16 protein-coding genes are annotated in these 20,236 nt (G+C 57.3%); 12 read left to right on the plus strand and 4 right to left on the minus strand.

Features of this window, described 5'->3' with window-relative positions:
• The first annotated feature begins 6 nt into the window (after positions 1 to 6).
• From ACR0CE_RS04435 to ACR0CE_RS04450, 4 genes are all read left to right on the plus strand, one after another.
• Complete coding sequence (locus tag ACR0CE_RS04435; RefSeq protein ID WP_480485858.1) at positions 7 to 1,227, plus strand: MFS transporter; 1,221 nt, start codon at positions 7 to 9, stop codon at positions 1,225 to 1,227.
• A 206-nt stretch (positions 1,228 to 1,433) separates the two neighbouring features.
• Positions 1,434 to 3,152 carry a methionine--tRNA ligase gene (gene metG / locus ACR0CE_RS04440; RefSeq protein ID WP_480831099.1) on the plus strand — a complete coding sequence of 573 codons (1,719 nt, stop codon included), beginning with the start codon at positions 1,434 to 1,436 and terminating at the stop codon, positions 3,150 to 3,152.
• Between the two features lie 249 nt (positions 3,153 to 3,401).
• A complete protein-coding gene (locus ACR0CE_RS04445) occupies positions 3,402 to 4,559 on the plus strand; it encodes an efflux RND transporter periplasmic adaptor subunit (protein WP_480505461.1) in 1,158 nt (385 codons plus the stop codon).
• Positions 4,560 to 4,562: 3 nt separating this feature from the next.
• Positions 4,563 to 7,700, plus strand: a complete 3,138-nt coding sequence (locus tag ACR0CE_RS04450; RefSeq protein WP_480831102.1) for an efflux RND transporter permease subunit — start codon at positions 4,563 to 4,565, stop codon at positions 7,698 to 7,700.
• A gap of 42 nt (positions 7,701 to 7,742) precedes the next feature.
• Here the strand turns inward: ACR0CE_RS04450 and ACR0CE_RS04455 are convergent, their stop codons facing one another.
• Entirely contained in the window at positions 7,743 to 8,288 is a 546-nt protein-coding gene (locus ACR0CE_RS04455) for a DUF2087 domain-containing protein (RefSeq protein WP_480485865.1), read from the minus strand.
• Positions 8,289 to 8,483: 195 nt separating this feature from the next.
• The gene (glpD, locus tag ACR0CE_RS04460; protein WP_480831104.1) at positions 8,484 to 10,070 is read right to left on the minus strand and encodes a glycerol-3-phosphate dehydrogenase; all 1,587 of its coding nucleotides are present in this window, start codon (positions 10,068 to 10,070) and stop codon (positions 8,484 to 8,486) included.
• 181 nt (positions 10,071 to 10,251) lie between these two features.
• Between glpD and ACR0CE_RS04465 the strand changes: the two genes are divergently transcribed.
• The 6 genes from ACR0CE_RS04465 (at position 10,252) to ACR0CE_RS04490 (ending at position 14,983) form a co-directional block, all read left to right on the plus strand.
• Positions 10,252 to 11,013, plus strand: a complete 762-nt coding sequence (locus ACR0CE_RS04465) for a DeoR/GlpR family DNA-binding transcription regulator (RefSeq protein WP_480831106.1) — start codon at positions 10,252 to 10,254, stop codon at positions 11,011 to 11,013.
• A gap of 107 nt (positions 11,014 to 11,120) precedes the next feature.
• Positions 11,121 to 11,276, plus strand: coding sequence for a DUF5993 family protein (locus ACR0CE_RS04470; protein WP_209595994.1), 156 nt, complete (start codon positions 11,121 to 11,123; stop codon positions 11,274 to 11,276).
• 10 nt (positions 11,277 to 11,286) lie between these two features.
• Positions 11,287 to 11,856: a disulfide bond formation protein B gene (locus ACR0CE_RS04475; protein WP_480485871.1), complete on the plus strand. Its 570-nt coding sequence runs from the start codon at positions 11,287 to 11,289 to the stop codon at positions 11,854 to 11,856.
• A gap of 35 nt (positions 11,857 to 11,891) precedes the next feature.
• Positions 11,892 to 12,254 carry a DUF3302 domain-containing protein gene (locus ACR0CE_RS04480; RefSeq protein WP_480493356.1) on the plus strand — a complete coding sequence of 121 codons (363 nt, stop codon included), beginning with the start codon at positions 11,892 to 11,894 and terminating at the stop codon, positions 12,252 to 12,254.
• 21 nt (positions 12,255 to 12,275) lie between these two features.
• A complete protein-coding gene (locus ACR0CE_RS04485) occupies positions 12,276 to 13,421 on the plus strand; it encodes an HlyD family secretion protein (RefSeq protein WP_480505472.1) in 1,146 nt (381 codons plus the stop codon).
• A gap of 11 nt (positions 13,422 to 13,432) precedes the next feature.
• Positions 13,433 to 14,983, plus strand: coding sequence for an efflux transporter outer membrane subunit (locus ACR0CE_RS04490; protein WP_480831109.1), 1,551 nt, complete (start codon positions 13,433 to 13,435; stop codon positions 14,981 to 14,983).
• Positions 14,984 to 14,986: 3 nt separating this feature from the next.
• On the opposite strand, the gene mprF is transcribed toward ACR0CE_RS04490, so the two are convergent.
• Positions 14,987 to 17,596 (minus strand): bifunctional lysylphosphatidylglycerol flippase/synthetase MprF, encoded by a 2,610-nt coding sequence (gene mprF / locus ACR0CE_RS04495; RefSeq protein ID WP_480831111.1) that lies wholly within the window; start codon positions 17,594 to 17,596, stop codon positions 14,987 to 14,989.
• 113 nt (positions 17,597 to 17,709) lie between these two features.
• Entirely contained in the window at positions 17,710 to 18,138 is a 429-nt protein-coding gene (locus ACR0CE_RS04500) for an Lrp/AsnC family transcriptional regulator (RefSeq protein WP_209504154.1), read from the minus strand.
• Positions 18,139 to 18,225: 87 nt separating this feature from the next.
• Here ACR0CE_RS04500 and rocF point away from each other — a divergent pair, with 87 nt between their 5' ends.
• Together rocF and ACR0CE_RS04510 are read left to right on the plus strand one after the other, a co-directional pair.
• Positions 18,226 to 19,146 carry an arginase gene (gene rocF, locus ACR0CE_RS04505; RefSeq protein WP_480505479.1) on the plus strand — a complete coding sequence of 307 codons (921 nt, stop codon included), beginning with the start codon at positions 18,226 to 18,228 and terminating at the stop codon, positions 19,144 to 19,146.
• Positions 19,146 to 20,189, plus strand: a complete 1,044-nt coding sequence (locus tag ACR0CE_RS04510; RefSeq protein WP_480831113.1) for an ornithine cyclodeaminase — start codon at positions 19,146 to 19,148, stop codon at positions 20,187 to 20,189. Before rocF ends, ACR0CE_RS04510 begins: the two co-directional genes overlap by 1 nt.
• Positions 20,190 to 20,236: the final 47 nt, after the last annotated feature.

Here is a 20,236-nt window from a genome sequence, read left to right on the forward strand (position 1 = left end):
AAAACCATGCGCACGATCATTTCATTTGCCGCCCTGTTTCTTTCGGTCATTCTGCTTCAGCTTTCAACGGGCGGCGTCGGGCCACTTGATGCCATTTCCGGGATCACCTTAAGCTTTTCGACCGAACAGATCGGTATGCTGGGTTCAGCGCATTTCCTCGGTTTTTTCATAGGTTGCTGGTGGGCGCCGCGTCTGATGGGCAGTGTCGGGCATTCCCGCGCGTTTGCCGTATGCACAGCGCTGGGCGCGATGGGGTTGATCGGGCACACCCTGACAGACAATCCTTATGTATGGGCGGCGTTGCGCATCGCCTCGGGCACATGTGTGGCAGGTAGTTACACCGTCATCGAAGCCTGGCTGAATGCAAAAGTGACCAATGAGACACGTGGACGAGCCATGGGCACCTATCGCATCGTCGATATGGGTGCCTCGCTGAGTGCTCAGTTGATCATCGCCGTCCTGCCACCCGCCTCGTATGTTTCCTATAACCTCTTGGCGATCCTTTGCTGCGCCTCATTGCTGCCGCTGACACTGACACGCGCAAGTCAGCCGAAGACGCCCGACGCTCCCCGCCTGCGCCCGAAACTGGCATGGCACAGTTCGCCGTTGGCCGTAGCAGGTGTCATTGTTTCGGCACTCAGTTCAGCGTCTTTCCGAATGGTCGGGCCCGTCTACGGTCAGGAAGTCGGGTTGGGAGTGGATCAAATCGCCTTCTTCCTCGCCTCTTTCGTTCTAGGCGGGGCGCTGGCGCAGTATCCGATGGGATGGCTCGCGGACAAATACGACCGGCGCTGGGTCTTGATCTGGCTTTCGGTCGCGGCTGTACTAAGCTGCGGGGTCACAATGGCGGCAAGCGACACGGGAACTGTAGGTGTCATGCTTGCAGCGGCGCTTTTTGGGTTCACGACATTCCCGATCTTTTCAGTATCATCCGCACATGCCAACGATTTTGCGACAACCGAACAAAGGGTCGAGTTATCTGCCGCCTTGATGTTCTGGTACGCGCTGGGGGCAATTGCGTCACCCTATATCACGTCAACACTGATCCAGGATTTTGGACCCAGCGCGCTGTTTGCATTTGTCGCGGTCGGCCACGTATTCCTGATCGGCTTCGGCCTGGCCCGAATGCGGTCGCGTCCAACACCAGCGGAGAGAACCAATTACGTCTACGCACCGCGTACATCCTTTACGGTCGGAAGGTTGCTGAAACGCGCCCGCGAGGAATGAAAAGCGTGCCCGCAGCCCTGCATTGCGCAGAGTCTGCGTATTGGCTGACCACAGTCTGACAGTATTACAACGGCCATCGGCGGCTTGGTCGCCCTATCAGGCGCGCGTTACAAATCAGAGTTATTCCAGTCATCTACGAAACCGGGCTTTTGCTGAGCGGTGACTTAGGTTAGACGAACGCGCAGTTAGATATGCGGAAACGGAATATGGCTCGGATTCTCATCACCTCGGCAATCCCATACATCAATGGGATCAAGCACCTCGGCAATCTGATCGGCTCGCAACTGCCTGCCGACTTGTATGCACGCTACCAGCGTGGCCGGGGGAACGAGGTCATGTTCCTGTGTGCCACCGACGAACACGGCACCCCGGCCGAACTGGCCGCTGCCAAAGCTGGAAAGCCGGTGGCCGAGTATTGCGCGGACATGTACGAAATTCAGGCTGACATCGCCAAGCGTTTTGGGATGAGCTTTGATCACTTTGGCCGCTCATCCAGCGAGCAGAATAAAAAGCTGACCCAACATTTTGCCGGAAAGCTGGATGAGGCCGGGTTGATCCGCGAGGTCACGGAAAAGCAAATCTATTCCAACGCAGATGGTCGCTTTCTTCCGGATCGCTATATCGAGGGCACCTGCCCCAATTGCGGATACGAGAACGCACGTGGCGACCAGTGTGAAAACTGCACCAAGCAGTTGGATCCAACCGACCTGATTGAACCGCGCTCGGCCATTTCGGGCTCGACGGATCTGGAAGTACGCGAGACCAAGCACCTCTATCTGCGCCAATCGGCAATGAAGGATCAGCTGGATGCCTGGATTGACAGCAAAACCGACTGGCCGATCCTGACCACATCCATTGCCAAGAAATGGCTGCATGATGGCGACGGGTTGCAAGACCGGGGGATCACCCGCGATCTGGACTGGGGCGTTCCGGTCAAGAAAGGCGATCAGGACTGGCCCGGTATGGAAGGCAAGGTCTTCTATGTCTGGTTCGACGCGCCGATTGAATACATCGCCTGTGCCAAGGAATGGGCGGATTCCACGGGGAAACCCGATTCTGAGTGGGAACGCTGGTGGCGCACCGATAAGGGCGCGGACGATGTGCGCTATGTCCAGTTCATGGGCAAGGACAACGTGCCGTTTCACACGCTTTCTTTCCCCGCCACTATTCTGGGATCGGGCGAGCCGTGGAAAATGGTCGACCACCTGAAATCCTTCAACTATCTAAACTACGACGGCGGCCAGTTCTCGACCTCGCAGGGGCGTGGCGTTTTTATGGATCAGGCTCTCGAGATTCTGCCAGCTGACTACTGGCGGTGGTGGCTGCTGAGCCATGCGCCAGAAAGCAGCGACAGCGAATTCACGTGGGAAAACTTCCAACAATCCGTGAACAAGGATCTGGCCGATGTTCTGGGCAACTTCGTCAGCCGCATCACCAAGTTCTGTCGCTCGAAATTTGGTGAGGTAGTGCCCGAAGGCGGTGAGTTTGGCGAGCGTGAGAACGCTCTGATTGACGAACTCACCAAACGCGTCCGCGCTTACGAGACGCATATGGAAGCAATGGATGTCCGCAAGTCGGCTCAGGAACTGCGTGCCATCTGGGTGGCTGGCAACGAATACCTGCAAGCTGCGGCGCCGTGGTCAACCTTCAAGGAAGACCCCGAAGGGGCCGCTGCGCAGGTGCGTCTGGGCCTGAACCTGATCCGGTTCTATGCCGTGCTCAGCGCGCCGTTCATCCCTTATACTTCGGCCAAGATGCTAAGCGCCATGAACACGCTTGATACCAGCTGGCCGGAAGACGTGGCCGCAGCGTTGAACGCGCTACCCGCGGGTCACGACTTTACCGTGCCAGACGTTCTGTTCGCCAAGATAACAGACGAACAGCGCGAAGAATGGCAAGCAAAATTCGCCGGTAAACGCGGTTGACAACCCTGATATTTGAAAGCTCAAACGGGGGCCGTTGGCCCCTGTTTTCGTTCGGCACCTCAGAACGGGTCGACACCTAAACCAGCTTAGTTGCTGTAATTTTTGGCGTCATCGCAAACCACCTCGGGATTCATCGCGCTTGAGAATTCGTGGTAAACAAGCCATCCTGCAAACAAGTTTTGTCGACTCGCGCGTTTGTGACCGCCGGGATGGACATCAATTGTTTCTGAAATGCACGAGGCTTTCGCCATGTCCCAAGTTTTCCCTTTTCCAACTCAGGCCCGCAATCCAATTGCCACCGCATTATTGCTGATATCCTTGGGACTGGCCCAACCTGCAACTGCACAGGACGAAGGGGCGGCACCGAAAGTCACGATTGCGGCCGCCTACACCGAGGAAATCACCGACGAGGCTTCCTTCATAGGGCGCGCTCAGGCGATCAATAAGGTCGATATCGTGGCCCGCGTGAACGGTTTTCTCAACAGCCGGAATGTCGAGGATGGGGCTACGGTCAAGGAAGGCGACCTGTTGTTCACCATCGAACCGGACCTTTACGAGGCGACATTGGAGGCCCGAAAAGCTGATCTGAACCGGGCCGAGGCAAATCTTGAACTGGCCAAGGTAGACCTGGCGCGAAAGGAAGAGCTTTACAAGCGCGACGCGACACCTGAATCCGAACGCGACATCGCGCGGGCCAACGAACTGGTCGCCGAGGCTCAGGTCAAGGCCGCAAATGCAGCGATCCAGCAGGCCGAACTGGACCTCAGCTATACACAGATCCACGCGCCTTTTGATGGACGTATAGGCAGCATCACCACCAGTGTCGGTGATGTGGTCGGCCCGACCAACCCGCCGCTGGTGAACATTGTTAGCGAGACGCCGATCTATGTGAATTTCTCGCTCAACGAAAAACTCTTTACTTCGGTTCTTCAGACCGTTGGCGCAAATTCCGCTTCTCTTGCGGACAGCCCGCAAAGCCCCAACGTGCATATCACGCTGCCAAATGGAACCAAGCTGGATGAAACGGGCAGGATCGTATTTGTTGACAATCGTATCGACCCGTTGACCGGCGCGATCACAATGCGCGCCCAGTTCGAAAATGCCGACCGTTTGATCCTGGATGGTGCATTCGTGAATGTGCAGATCGAAGCGTTGCAACCGACCTTGCAAGTTCTGGTGCCGCAAGCTGCGCTGCAACGCGACCAGCGCGGTGACTTTGTGCTTGTAGTAAACGACAAACAGATGGTGGAGCAGCGATATATCACCACAGGCAACACGGAAGGTACCGCCATCATCGTTACCGAAGGCTTGCGTGAGGGTGAAAGCGTGATTGTCGAGGGCCTGCAACGGGTCCGTCCCGGTGTGGCTGTTGACGCGGTCGTCGCCTCTGAACAGCCGGGAGAGTAATCGATGTTCTCAGCCCTGTTCATCAGCCGGCCGAAGCTGGCGTTAGTCATTTCGCTTGTGCTGACCATCATGGGTGGCATCGGCTATCTGGTGCTGCCGGTCGCGCAGTTCCCCGACATTACTCCGCCCGTGGTCAACGTATCCACCAAATACACCGGCGCAAATGCGGAAACAGTGGAAAACACCGTTGCGGCTCCGATCGAGGCGCAGGTCAACGGCGTGGACGACATGATCTACATGACGTCCAGATCGTCTGACAACGGGTCCTATTCGCTGGATGTGACCTTTGAGGTCGGCACCGATCCCGACATCGCATCGGTCAACGTTCAAAACCGGGTGGCGCAGGCCATGTCGTCGCTGCCAGCCGAAGTGACTTCGTCCGGCGTGGTGACACAGAAATCTTCGACCAACATGCTGATGCTGGTCACTCTGACCTCGCCCAACGGCACCTATGACAGCGTGTTTCTTTCCAACTATGCCTCGATCAACCTGCGCGATGCGCTGGCGCGTGTGCAGGGCGTGGGTAAAGCTGATGTTCTGACCAACCTGGAATACGCCATGCGGGTCTGGATGGACCCCGACAAGATGGCAGCCCTGTCCATAACACCAGGCGATGTGATCAACGCGATCCGCGAACAGAATATCGAAGTGTCCGCCGGTTCGATCGGTGCGCCACCTGTTCCCGAAGGCCAGACCTTTCAATACACGATCAAGTCCAAAGGGCGACTGACATCCGCCGAAGAATTTGGCGATATCGTGATCCGTACCGGAGATGCTGGCGCAATTGTCCGCGTAAGGGACATCGCCCGAGTTGAGCTTGGCGCACAGTTCTACTCGGCATCCGGCTATTTTCAGGCCGTGCCTGCCACCGTCATCGGTATTTATCAAGCCCCCGGCGCGAACGCCCTCGCCGTTTCAGAGCGCGTACAGGCGGAACTGGAGCGGCTGTCCCGCGCATTCCCGACGGATGTCGAATATGAAGTACCCTTCAACACGACAGACTTTGTCGAAGCTTCATTGAATGACGTCGTATCGACACTGATCCTGACCTTCACCCTCGTGATCTCGGTCGTTTTTGTGTTCCTGGGAAGTTGGCGCGCGACGATCATCCCCGCGGTTGCCATCCCGGTCTCTCTGATCGGCACGTTTGCTTTCTTGCTGGCCTTCGGCATGTCGTTGAACACGATCTCGCTGTTCGCGCTGGTATTGGCCATTGGGATCGTGGTTGATGACGCCATCGTCGTGGTCGAAAACGTCGAGCGCATCATCGCTGATGAGGGGCTGCCCCCAGCCGAAGCCACCCGTAAGGCGATGGGGCAGATCACAGGCCCGGTCATCGCGACCACGCTGGTATTGCTGGCGGTATTCGTGCCCGTGACCTTCATGCCGGGCATCTCAGGGCGGCTGTACTCTCAGTTCGCTGTCACGATCTCGACCGCTGTTGTGATCTCGTCGATCAACGCGCTGACACTGTCGCCCGCGCTGTGTGGGCTGGTCCTTAAGGCCCGCTCAGGGCCGCCCAAAGGGCTGCTTGCACTGTTCGAAAACTTCATTGGTGGCGTTCGCAACGGCTATGTCGCCATTGTTCGCAAACTGCTTGTCTTTCCGGCTATCGCGCTGGCCATCGTGGTTGGGCTCGGCATGGGAACAGGGGCAATCATGTCGAACACGTCCGCCGGGTTCATCCCGCTGGAAGACAATGGCTATCTCTTTGTCGACGTGCAACTGCCTGACGCCGCGACGCTGGAACGGACCGAGGCCGTGACAAAGCGCCTTGATGACCAGATACGCGAGATCCCGGGTGTGTCCAGCACCGTTCTGATCAATGGCTTCTCATTGCTGAACGGCACAATCACCAACGGCGCTGCGATCTTCGTGAACCTCGACAACTGGAGCGAACGGCAGGAGGAAAACCTGAGCGCCGAAGCCATTTTGGCTAAGGTGCTGGCCATCGCGAATAATGAGACCGCAGCCTCGACCGTTGCCTTCAACCCGCCACCAATTCAGGGTCTCGGCATGTCGGCCGGGGTCGAGATGGAGGTGCAGCAAACCGGTGGCGGTTCACCGCAGGATCTGGCATCGGCTGTGGGGTCGTTTGTCTATTCGGCCAACCAACGACCCGAGATCGGGCAAGCCTATACGACATTCCGTGCCAACGTTCCGCAGCTGTTCGTGGATCTGGACCGCGAGAAAGCCAAGACACTGGACGTCTCGGTGGCTGAAATCTTCCAGACCATGCAGGCCCAGCTGGGGTCGTATTATGTCAACGACTTCAACCTGTTTGGTCGCGTCTATCGCGTAATGATCCAGGCGGAAGGCAGCTATCGCGACAATGTCGATGACATTGCCAGCCTCTATGTGCGTTCACAGAAGGGCGACATGGTGCCATTGGGTACCCTGATTGACGTGGAAAACGTTTTGGGGCCGGTTCTGCTGAAGCGGCATAACCTGTTCCGGTCGGCAACGGTGACAGCGGTGCCAGCGCCGGGCCTGTCCAGCGGCGATGCGATCACAGCGATGACAGAGGTCTCTGCTTCGGCTCTGCCGCCGGGATACTCGTTCGAATGGACGGGAACGGCACAACAACAGTTGGCGTCCGGCAGCTTGGTGATCGTCATTCTGGGGCTGGCTATCCTATTCGGTTACCTGTTTCTGGTTGGACAGTATGAAAGCTGGACTATGCCGGTCTCGATCCTGCTGTCTGTGGTCGTGGCCCTGTTCGGGGCGGTGGCCGCGGTTGCCATCGTTGGCAGTGACATAAACCTCTATACGCAGATCGGTATGATCATGCTGGTGGGCCTTGCTTCGAAGAACGGCATTCTGATCGTCGAGTTTGCAATGGAACAGCGCGCCAAGGGTCTTTCGATCAAGGACGCTGCCGTCGAGGCAGCTCATCAGCGGTTCCGCGCTGTCATGATGACCGCCCTGTCTTTCCTGCTAGGCGTCGTACCGCTGCTGGCTGCCAATGGTGCGGGTGCGGCCAGCCAAAAAGCCATCGGTGTCGCCGTGTTCGGTGGCATGTTGGCCGCGACGCTGGTAGGCGTGATCGTGGTGCCTGTCCTCTACGCCCTGATGCAAAGCATGCGTGAGTGGCTGAAAGGCAGCAAAAACGATCCCGGCCCTTCAGAAGAAGCGGCCTGATCCGATCAAAGCCCCGCCCATCAGCGGGGCTTTTTTCTGGCGTCAGTCTGTTCTTCCCCGCCGACGTTCAGAGAGTTCGTGGATCACCACCTTTGCCTCTGGTGTCGGTGCCTGCTCGACCCGGCGATAATCCGATCCATCCCGGTTCCGTGTCAGCAGCCCACAGGAAATCATGGTCCGGCGCAGGGTTGCAGGGTCATCAAAACAATGTTCGGCATTGAGGCACGCGTTGACCTCACCCTCTTGCAGCACCGCGGCTGCCGGTACCGCAGACCAGAGCCCCCACAAGGACAAAGTCTGCACCAATCGTTTTGACGGCCATTGCCGAAGTCTGCCCTGCCCGTCGAACAGGTGCAATGTGCGCTCAACCGTGCGCATGTCAGCAACTGGTTGTTTCGGGCGGGCCTCGGTCCGCCGGGCAGCGGCACTGGTGGCGCGCATATGTTGCACGTTCTGAAACCCGGCGGCACGAGCGACCATATTCATCAGGGTCAGGTGCGACGGGCTGGAGTCGCCAAGTTGTTGGGACAGGATACGCACGAATCCGGTCAGATCATCGGCGTGCAAGGGTACAGGAGTTTTGCTCATCACAAATCCATATCGGGCGTTTTGCGCGATCGTTGGTCGCTGACTTGACGAAACAACGCCCTGATGGTTGCGATAGTTTCACATACACTGGCAGGTTTAGCACTCTGGGTAAGAGCAGCGACGCCTCGGTGTCTGCCGACCGTATCCAACGGCTAGCACAACACTCATCACGCGCCAAGAGGATAGAAAGATGGATCAGGTCGAGCCGGGGGCCAGCCGTTCAGTCATCCAGCCGTCGATCCGCGCAATCTGCTCGGCATTCAGTCGCAGGCCCAGCTTGTTGCGCCGCCAGACGACATCTTCGGCGGTCCGTGCATATTCCTTGTCCATCAACCACGCGACTTCCCGCGCGGTCAGGGTTGCGCCAAAATCCTCACCCAGATCAGACAGCTGTTGCGCATCCCCAAGGACATCTGTTGCTTCGGTTCCATAGGCCCTGATCAGGCGTGCAGCCCAGGCGGCACCCAGAAACGGATACGCGGCCTGAAGCTGATCAGTCAGGGCTTCAACAGCGTCAACCGGAAAGTCACCGCCCGGCAGCGCCACACCAGCGGTCCAGGGGCCCGGCATATTCGGAAAGAATTCACCAACCTTCTCCAGAGCACTTTCCGCGAGCCTGCGATAGGTGGTGATCTTGCCGCCAAACACGTTCAATACAGGCGCCCCACCCTGCGCATCGACTTTCAGCGTGTAATCTCGCGTTGCTGCGGTGGCACTGCTGGCACCGTCGTCATAAAGCGGCCGCACACCAGAATAGGTCCACACAACATCTTCGCGGGTCACAGGGCGCATGAAATACTTCGATGCGAAGGCGCACAGATACTCCTGTTCGACCTCGGTACAGACGGGTTTCGTGTCAGGGTCCGGATGATCCTGATCCGTTGTGCCGATCAGGGTAAAGTCCTGCTCATACGGAATGGCGAAAATGATGCGGCCGTCTTCGCCCTGAAAGAAATAACACTTGTCGTGGTCATACAGCCGGGGTGTCACAATATGGCTGCCCCGAACAAGCCGAACACCCTCGCGTGAGTTCACACGGATCTTGGTCTGGATGATGTCCCCGACCCAAGGGCCACCCGCATTGATCAGCATTCTGGCCCGGACAAGACGGGTTTCGCCGCTGTTGCGATCACGAAGTGATACCTGCCAAAGGTCGTCCAACCGCTCGGCCGAAATCACCTCGGTTCGCACCATGATCTGCGCACCGCGCGCCTCGGCGTCGCGGGCATTCAGAACCACCAACCGCGAGTCTTCGATCCAGCAATCAGAATATTCGTATGCCGTTTCGAACGTGTCCTGTAGCGGGACGCCTTCTGGTGCCGATCGCAAGTTCAGCGACGTGGTGCCCGGCAGAATTTTGCGACCACCCAGATTGTCATACATGAACAAACCCAACCGGATCAGCCAGGCCGGACGCCGCCCGCGCATCCACGGCATGACCGTGCTGAGCAGCCGTGAGGTCGGCGTTTCCGAGTCAAACCGCATGTCCTTATGGTATGGCAGCACGAAGCGCATCGGCCAGCTGATATGCGGCATCGCGCGCAACAGGGTTTCACGCTCGATCAGGGCCTCACGGACCAGACGGATTTCGAAATATTCCAGATAGCGCAACCCGCCATGAAACAATTTGGTCGAGGCTGATGACGTCGCTGAAGCCAGATCATTCATCTCTGCCAAAGCAACTGACAGCCCGCGGCCAGCAGCATCCCGTGCGATGCCGCAACCATTGATCCCGCCACCGATGATAAAAAGGTCCGTTATCTGAACGTCCGCTGACTGCATGCCAATGATTCCTTGTCAGGATGGATGATAGGCATTTGCCAGAACATCCTTCGTATGGTCAATGTTTATGTTCGAATTTTTTCGTTTTACAACACTGATCTGAAATTTTCGCATGCCGTTCTTGCAAAACCGGCCAGAAAGAACAAAAACGAAAAGAAACACTTCAAGTCTGGAAACACCCATGTCCCTGTCTTTCCGCCAATCTGACATTCTGGACATTGCCGGGGCCGAAGGCCGCGTCACCGTTGACGGGTTGGCCGAAAGATTTGGTGTCACGGTCCAGACGATCCGGCGCGACCTGACCGAGCTGGCCGAGGCAGGTAAACTGGATCGGGTGCATGGCGGCGCGGTTCTGCGCTCGGGCGTTTCCAACATCGGATATGAAGACCGCCGCGCCCTGAATTCCGACGCCAAAACCCGTATTGCACAGGCTTGCGCCACCGATATCCCCGACGGTGCGTCGATCTTCATGAACATCGGGACCTCAACCGAGGCCGTGGCGCGGCAATTGCTGCACCACAAGAATCTGATGGTTGTGACCAACAACATGAATGTCGCAAACATTCTGATTGAGAACCCGGATTGTGAGGTCGTCATGGCCGGTGGCGTTCTGCGGCGCACCGACGGCGGGTTGATCGGAAATCTGACCGTATCGACCATTCGGCAATTTAAATTTGACCTTGCCGTAATCGGCTGTTCAGCTTTGGACACTGACGGAGATCTTCTGGACTTCGACTTTCAGGAGGTACAAGTCAGCCAGACCATCATTGCGCAGGCACGCCGCACATTTCTGGTTGCCGACCATTCAAAGTTTTACCGCTCGGCTCCGGCGCGCATCACTTCTTTGGCAGAAATCGACGCAATTTACACGGATGCGCCGTTACCAGGCGATCTGCACCTGCGCAGTCAGGAATGGCAAACGGACATCGTCCTGTGTAGCTAGCGGACATTAAGAATAGTCTCCAATTTACCGCGCCGCTTGCCAGATGCCACCCGGCCTGACACTATCGTTTGCATAAAGATATGTGCACGGGAGGGGAGCACCGGGCCATGATTGCGCTTTTATTTGCATTACTTACTGCCACGATGGGGCTCAACTATTTCAACATGACAAAGGCAGGCAATGCGCTGTTCTTCCTTACGATTGCCCTGAGTATCTACTGGTTGAAATTCCACGCCACCAGTCAGCTGACAATTCAGCTTTGAGGGCCTCATCATGACACCCGAACTGTCACGTACACTAAACGCGATCGGAATGCTGGCCGTCAGTCTCGTTCTGGCGCTGGCGTTCTTCTATCAACTTGTCCTTTACGAACTGCCCTGTCCGCTTTGCCTGTTGCAGCGTGTCGGCTTTGTAGCCGTCGGCGTCGGGCTGGGCCTGAACCTGCTTTATGGCGCGCGACCGCAGCACTATGCCATCATGCTCATTGCCGCTTTGTATGGCGGCAGTGTTTCGATCCGGCAAATCCTGTTGCACATTGTGCCTGGAACCGGCCATTACGGATCGCCCGTTCTGGGGCTGCATTATTACACTTGGGCGGGCATCGCCTTTTTCCTTGTCCTGCTGGGTACGTCGTTCATGCTGCTGTTTGATCGCCAATATGACTCGGGCGCGGCCAGCGAGGTACATTTTGGGGGAAACAAGCTGGCCAAAACCGCCTTCTTTGTCATGCTGGCACTTGCCGTACTGAACGCCGGTTCAACTCTGCTGGAATGCGGACCGGGCATTTGTGATGACCCGCCAACGGACTACAAGTTGATTGACGAACTGAAAACGAATGACTGAGGATACCCTAACCTTCCCCTGATGGAGGCACACACATGGGACTACTGGGCCAGCCGCTGGGCTATTATGACTATCTGACATTGGCCGCGCTGATCCTGCTGCTTGCAGCAGTTATGGCGCTGTTCCTTTTCATTATGGGCCTTCCGGGGCGGATCGCGATCAAACGCAATCATCCCCACGCCGAAGCTGTAAAGATCATGGGATGGATGGGGTTCTTGGCTGTCGTGCCCTGGGTACACGCCTTCATGTGGGCTTTTCACGATGGAGTCACGGTCGATATTCGCCGCGGCCCGGACGAGGAAAAAGATGCCATTCGCGATGAAATCAAACGCCTGGGCGGCAAGGTCAAACCCGAATACCAGAATCGTCTGGACACAGACGACACACAACCCAGTTAAGACCGAAGGACCCTAATACCTATGTTCGTCGCCCTCGGCATCACTCTGTTCTACATCATTTTCGTCTGGCTCATTTTCTTCAAGCTGGAATGGCTGAAGTTTAACATTGCCTGGGGCATTGTTTCGTTCTGGGTGGGCGCACATCTGCTGCTGATCTTCCTTGTGGCGTTGCGCTTCTTTCAGCCGTTTTCGGCAGACAGCCACGTGGTGCGTTCGACCATACAGATCATCCCCAAGCTGACACAGCCGACGATCCTGTCCGAGGTTCTTGTTGAACCGAACACACCGGTCACAAAGGGCGATCCGCTTTATCGGTTCGACGATACGGTGTTTTCGCTGGCGGTCGATAATGCGCAGGCCCAGCTGGTGGCGGCACAGCAGAACGCCAAAATCCTTGAACAGGATGTCATTGCCTCGACCGAAGCTGTCGAACGGGCCAATGCACAACTGGCTTATGCGCAAACTCAACAGGCAAGGTATGAAAACCTTGTTCCCGCCGGAGGCGCCCGTCAAGACGAACTCGACCGTTGGAACGAACAGGTGACGGAAGATCAGGCCGCCGTCAAACAGGCCGAGGCGAACCTGGCCAAGGCTCAGCTGGCGCTGGAATCGCAGATTGACGGCGTGAACACCGGCATCCTTCAAGCGCAGGCGCAATTGGCCGAAGCCGAGTATTTTCTGGAAAACACAACAATCTATGCGCCTGAAAATGGCATGATCGTCTCGCAGCAGGCTCGTCCCGGATTGGTAGTCGGTGACGTCCGGTTGGGTGCGATTGCCAGCTTTGTGACTGATGAAAGCCCTTATATCCTTGCCACATTCCGCCAGCAGAACCTGAAATTTGTCGAGCCGGGGCAAGAGGTCGAAGTCGCACTTGATCTTTATCCCGGTGAAATCCTGACGGGCAAGGTCGAAGCGATCTGGTGGGCGACCCGGCAAGGGCAACTCATCCCGTCGGGCCGCCTGCCCGGTTTCGAGCTGCCCAAACTGCCCGGTCGGATTGCGGTTCAAATCACCGTCGATGTGCCGGAAGACCACATTTTCCCAGCGGGCGGCCATGCCGCTGTGGCGATCTATACAGGCCAAGGCAAAAGTTTTGAGTTTCTGAGGCGTATCAACATCCGCCTTTATTCCTTCGCCAACTTCATCCGACCCCTGGATATCTGAGGATGCGCGCCATGACACTCCGCAGGTTGTTGGGAACCGCCATTTGCGCCGCCACTCTCGCGGCCTGCACACCCGTTGGACCGGATTTTGTGCGCCCCAATTCACCTGTCGTGAAACAATGGATTGAGGTCAACAACCCCAGCGCCGGTCAAAGCGGGCTGACCTCGCGAAGTGCGCCTGTCGTGAAATGGTGGCAGACATTCAATGATCCGACCCTTAACAAACTGATTGCCGAGGCCTACGCCCAGAACCTGACACTTCAGGTCGCTGGTGCGCGGGTTTTGCAGGCGCGCGCGCAACTGGGTATCGCCTTTGGCGAGCTTTACCCGCAGTCGCAGGCCATAGGCGGCTCGCTTGAACGGCGCCAGATCAGCGACAATCTGGGGCCAATTTCGGATGTCAATCGCGTCATCCCGCTGGATACCGCATTCTCGACCTCGCAAGTCGGCTTCGATGCACAGTGGGAGCTGGACGTCTGGGGCGCCCAGCGGCGCGGTGTTCAGGCGGCGCGATCCAACCTGGCCCTGCAAGTGGCGAATTACGACGACGCGTTGGTTACGCTGACCGGGGACGTCGCCGCGCTTTACGTCAATATCCGGGCGTTGCAGGAGACGCTGGCAATTGCGCGCGAGAACATCAAATTGCAGCAGGACTCGGCAGACCTGACTCAGCTGCGGTTCAACAATGGCGTCACCACGGAACTGGATGTGCAAGAATCCACCGCCCTACTGAACAACACTAAGGCGCTGGTACCGGAACTGGAAAGCGACCTGCAACAGACCAAGAACGCGCTTGCGGTGTTGTTGGGCACGACACCTTCACGCATGACCGGTCTGTTGGGCAATACCGGACGCATTCCATCGGCCCGGGCAAATGTGGCTGTGGGCGTTCCCGCTGAATTGCTGCGCCGCCGCCCGGATGTGCGCGCGGCTGAACTGGCGGCAGCCACGCAATCAGCACAGGTGGGCATCGCGATGGCGGATCTGTATCCCCAATTTATCCTGTCGGGCGCGATCGGTCTGCAGGCATCCGGCGGGCGCGATCTGTTCAGCGGTGGCAGCACCACCGGTCTGGCCAGTGCCGGTGTGGTCTGGAATGTGCTGAACTATGGCCGCATCAAGAACAATGTTCGCGCGCAGGACGCCGCTTACCAGGCGCTGATTGCGAATTATCAGAACACTGTGCTGACCGCTTATTCCGAGGTTGAAAGTGCCATGGTCGCTTATGCGCAGGCACGTAAGCAGGTCGGGTTCTATCAGCAAAGTGTCGAAGCCTCACGCAAAGCTGCCGAAATCGCCGTCAGCCAATATACAGATGGCATTGCCGATTATTCGCGCGTGCTGAACACCCAGACCGCACTATTGCGGTCGCAGGCCAATCTGATCGAGGCGCGGCAGCAGGTATCCAGCAACCTGGTGGCGGTTTACAAGGGTCTGGGCGGCGGATGGCAAATCCGTCAAAATCAGGAATTCCTGCCTGAAACCGTTCTGGCCGAGATGGCCTATCGCACGGATTGGGGCGATCTGCTGCAGAAAACCCCAACCCGCGCAAGCCTGAATTAGGTGCTACTTGGTTAATCCACGCAATCCGCCCGAGATCAGAATATTAACCTCATAGAGGATGCGGGGCGCGGCCAGCCCACCGGGGCTGGCCAGATAGTTCGGGCTCCATTCCGGATCGAACTTCTGCTTGAACGCACGAAGGCCCTCAAAATGGTAGAACTGTTCGCCATGTTCGTAAACGAACCCACCGATGCGGTTCCAAAGCGAAGCAAGCTGACGGTTTTCGATCCCTGAGAACGGTGCGGCACCCAGTGAAAACCAGTGAAACCCCTGCTGCGCCCCCCAATCCATCATGTCGGCGAAAAGAGCGTCCATGACGAAACTTGGGCTATCGGGTTCATAACGCATGAGGTCCAGTGACAGCTCGGACTTGTTCCCTCCTTGGAACAGATTGGCAAAGGCCATGATCTTGCCGGTATTGCCATCACGCAGGATCGCATGATCGAAATAGGACAGGTATTGATCATCAAATCCCCCCAGTGCAAAGCCCTTTTCTGCACCGGCCTTTTGCGCAAGCCAGCGGTCTGAAATCCCACGCAAATCTGACAACAGAGGCGCCAGTTCTTCCTTCGGAATGATCTCGAACACATATCCTTCGCGTTCAGCACGGTTCTTGGCCTGCCGGAACCGCTTGCGCGACTTTCCGTCCAGCGAGAAATCGTGCAATGACACCCGCGCAACCTCGCCAATCTTCAGGATCGACAGTCCAAGATCCAGAAAAGTCGGCAGATATTTGGTCGAGACACTGTAGAACGCGCAAAGTTTACCTTCGCGATCCGCCATTTCCCGGAGCTGCCAAATCAGTTGCTGCCCGGCCCTCTCGTCACCAACCGGTTCTCCTTTTGAAATCAGCGCATTGCCCGTGTCTGCATACGCTAAGAATGCGGTCTCATCCGGTGAGATCAGGAATTGCTTGTCACCGGTGAGCGAGATTTGCGACTCCGTATCCTCACTCTCCATCACCAGCCGCTCGACAACCTCTGGGATTTCAACCCGCTGTGGTGTCGGAACCTCACGCCCGAACAGAGAGTTCACGGCAACAATGCCCACGATCACGGCCACAACAAGGCTGGACCGCAGAAAGCGCGAGGCGTCACCGTTCCAGGCAAACTGCCACCACAGATCGTTTTGGTATTCGACATGTGAATATGCAAACAGCCCGATCCAGAAAATCACTGCCAGCAGAACCACGACACTGATCAACCATGGGATGTTCAGCCGAAATATCGACGCACCACTGACCCGGTAGAACGCGCCACGAAACATAGCCAGCAGCCCAATCGTTCCCAGCATCGAAAACGCCTCGTGGATGTCGAGCCCCTTTGCAAGCGACGCAAAGAACCCCACACCCATCAACACCATCGCAACGACCCATGCCCGGTAGAGCTTGCGGAACAACCCGCGCGACACCAGCAATAGCAACACCCCAACGACACTGCCTGCAAGATGCGAAGCCTCGACAAACGAAAGCGGCAACATATCTTTCAGCGTGCTGAGCTTTTGCGCCCCCGCTGGCAGCGCGCCCGACACCAGCAAGATTACCCCGGCCACCGCGGCAACCCCGGCCGCGACCATCGGAACCATGGGACGGATCACGCGATAGACCCAGATGGCGGCACCGCCGATCATGTGTCTTTGGGTCAAGGCAGATGCAACGGCAATGGAAAGGCTGGCGACTACAAATGGTAGAAAAGTGTAAACCACCCGGTACAGCAGCAACCCAGCAATCACATCCGAACGACCCGACGCCCCCAGACCGGCAATCAATGTCGCCTCAAACACGCCGATCCCACCCGGCGCATGGCTTAGGATCCCAACGGCAATGGCAGCGATATAGATCGTGAAGAAGTACGGGTACCCGACACCCAGATCATCCGGCATCAAAACGTAAAGCACCATGGATGCGCCAAATAGGTCGCCAATGGCAGCCAACGTCAGCAGGCCCGCCAGTTTCCCTCCGGGCAGATCGAAACCGACGCCCGCAACAGCCAACCGCCGGCCACCGCTGGACAACCATATGAACATCGCGACAAATGCAGCCAGCAAGCACAATCCTATGATGGTTTCGGCCGTTTCGCTGACGGGCATCACCTTGGATATTCCATCCGGGTGCAGGGTTAGCAACAAACCCAAAATCAGGATCAGACCCATCCAGAACGCCACCCACGAGGTCGCGATTACGCCAGCCACCCGGCCAAGGTCCAAGCCAAGCGACGCATATATTCGATACCGGATCGCGGTTCCCGTGATGTAGGAAAACCCAAGGCAGTTCGACACCGCGTATCCGCTGGCTCCGGCCATCCCCGCCACAGGTAACGGCACCTTGCCATCTGCCACGCTCTGTACCGCGAACACATCATAGAGCGACAGCGACAAAAAACTGAACGCTGTCCAGCACATCGCAAAAAACATCAATTTCCATGATGTCGCCGAAATATCGGTCTGGACATCCGACCATTTCACATGGGCCGACAGATCGTGCAAAACCGAAAGGGCAATCCCGGTAATAACGACCGGTATCGCGATGCGCAGCCAGGGTTTTTCCAGCAGATCAGCAAGTCGTTCGGCCCATTGTCCGGCTAAAGGCCCGTCGCCTTTTTCAGATGTCGTCATGCCGTAAGCCTTCCGGATATACTGAACCCTTAGACAGCAAGCGGCCTACCTTAGGGTAAGCCGCACCCTGTCTGCTCACAAACTCTGGCACAAGTCGCATTCATCTCAAAGTACTAGAGCCGCCCCTTGCGCGTTGACAGCAGCAGGTTCGTTTCCGAACGTGTAACGCCGTCGATCTTGCGAATTTGAAACAAAACCTCGTCCAGTTCGGCCAGAGTTTCCGTACTGATTTCCGCAATCAAATCCCAACTGCCGTTGGTCGAATGGACCGCCGTGACCTGCCGCATGGCTCCGATCCGGGACATCACGCGCTCGGTGCCGCGCCCCTCGATTTCCAGCATCATCAGCCCACGTACCGGGCTTTGTGCCAGATCCCGACGCGTCAACACGGTAAAACCGACGATCTCACCGGATTGCTTGAGCCGTTGCAAACGGCTGCGCACCGTCGTGCGGGTCACACCAAGCGTTTCCGACAGCTCTGACAGGCTGGCGCGCGCGTCGCGCTGCAATGCGCCCAGCAGACGACTATCCAATTCGTCCATATCACTTTCCCATTAAGGAACTTCCTGAACCATTTTGAGCATTTTGTGCTCTTCACGCAAGACACAACGACGGCCTATATGAACCACATGGAACGCAAAAACATCATTTTAGTCGGCGCGCCGATGGACGCCGGAAAACGGCGTCAGGGTTGCCGAATGGGTCCCGACGCATATCGCGTGGCCGGGCTGGATCAGGCCTTGACCGATCTTGGTCACTCCGTTTGCGATTGGGGCAACGTACAACCTGAAGAAACCGGCTTGCCTGAGCATCCGCACCTGTTCGCGCTGCCCGAATGCATCGGTTGGACACAAGCGCTGAGCAAGGCCGCATTAACAGCGGCTGAACAGGGCATTCCAATCTTCATGGGCGGCGATCATGCATTATCCATGGGAACCGTGACCGGGATGGCCGCCTATGCTGCTAAGGTCGACCGCCCGCTGTTCGTTCTTTGGCTGGATGCGCATAGCGACTTTCACACCCCCAACAGCACAGACAGCGGCAACCTGCATGGGACACCCGTCGCTTATTTTACAGGAAGGCCAGGCTTCGAGGCGCTTCCACCCTTACCCGCTATCGTGCCAACGGACCGCGTCGGTATGATCGGCCTGCGCTCTGTCGATCCGGCGGAACGTTCTGCGCTGGAACAGAACCGCGCGATGCTGGCCGACATGCGCAGCATTGACGAACATGGGATCAAGGCCCCGTTGCTGGCGTTTCTGGATCGCGTCAAAGCTGAAAACGCCCTTCTTCACGTCTCGTTGGATGTTGATTTCCTGGACCCGGCCATTGCCCCTGCCGTCGGCACCACTGTTCCTGGCGGCGCGACCGAGCGCGAAGCCCATCTGGTCATGGAACTGCTGCATGAAAGCGGACTGGTCAGTTCTCTGGATCTAGTCGAACTGAACCCGTTTCTGGATGAACGTGGCCGCACGGCAAAGCTGATGGTCGATCTGGCCGCTTCACTTATGGGCCGCCGCATCTTTGACCGCCCCACCCGGAGTTTCTGATGACCCAACCTTCTGAAAAGGCACTCGTGCCTTTTGTGTCCGTCGACAACATGATGCGGCTGATTCACCACATAGGTGTCGAACAGATGATCGTACAGATCGCCGATCAGATCGAATCCGATTTCAAACGGTGGGAAAGCTTTGACAAGACCCCGCGCATTCCGGCGCATTCACCCCACGGAGTGATTGAACTGATGCCCACCTCGGATGGGGAGGCATATGGGTTCAAATACGTGAACGGACATCCCAAAAACACCTCCGAGGGTCTGCAAACTGTGACCGCATTCGGATTGCTGGCGGATGTTTACACCGGGTATCCCACTCTGCTGACCGAAATGACGATGCTGACTGCATTGCGCACGGCGGCGACGTCCGCTCTGGTCGGGCGCTATCTTGCCCCAAAGAATGCCACCACCATGGCCATGATCGGCAATGGGGCGCAGTCCGAATTCCAATGCCTCGCTTTCAAGGCAATGTGCGGGATCGACACTGTCCGGCTTTACGATACCGATCCCGGTGCAACAGCGAAATGCACCGCAAACCTGCAAGGCAAAGGCCTGACGGTCATCCCATGCAAGACGCCGGAAGACGCTATTGAAGGTGCTCAGATCATCACCACTTGCACGGCCGACAAGAAATACGCCACCATCCTCACCGACAACATGGTCGGCCCCGGCGTCCACATCAACGCCATCGGTGGCGATTGTCCCGGCAAGACTGAATTGCATCGGGATATCCTGCTGCGCTCGGACATCTTTGTCGAATACCCCGAGCAAACCCGGATCGAGGGCGAGATTCAAGCGCTGGATGCTGATCATCCCGTGGCCGAGATGTGGCAGGTTATGACCGGAGCTGCCAAAGGGCGCACAGACGACCGCCAAATCACCCTGTTCGACAGTGTTGGCTTCGCGATCGAAGATTTCTCAGCCCTACGCTATGTCAAGCAGGCGATCAAAGGCACTGCATTCTTTGAGCCTCTGGACATGTTGGCCGACCCGGACGATCCGCGCGACCTGTTCGGAATGCTGATGCGGGCCGGTTAGGCGCGCCTAAGGGGGCTCTGCCCCGCCACCCGTGCCGGACGCCTCCC

It is taken from the genome of Ruegeria sp. L11, assembly GCF_056531755.1.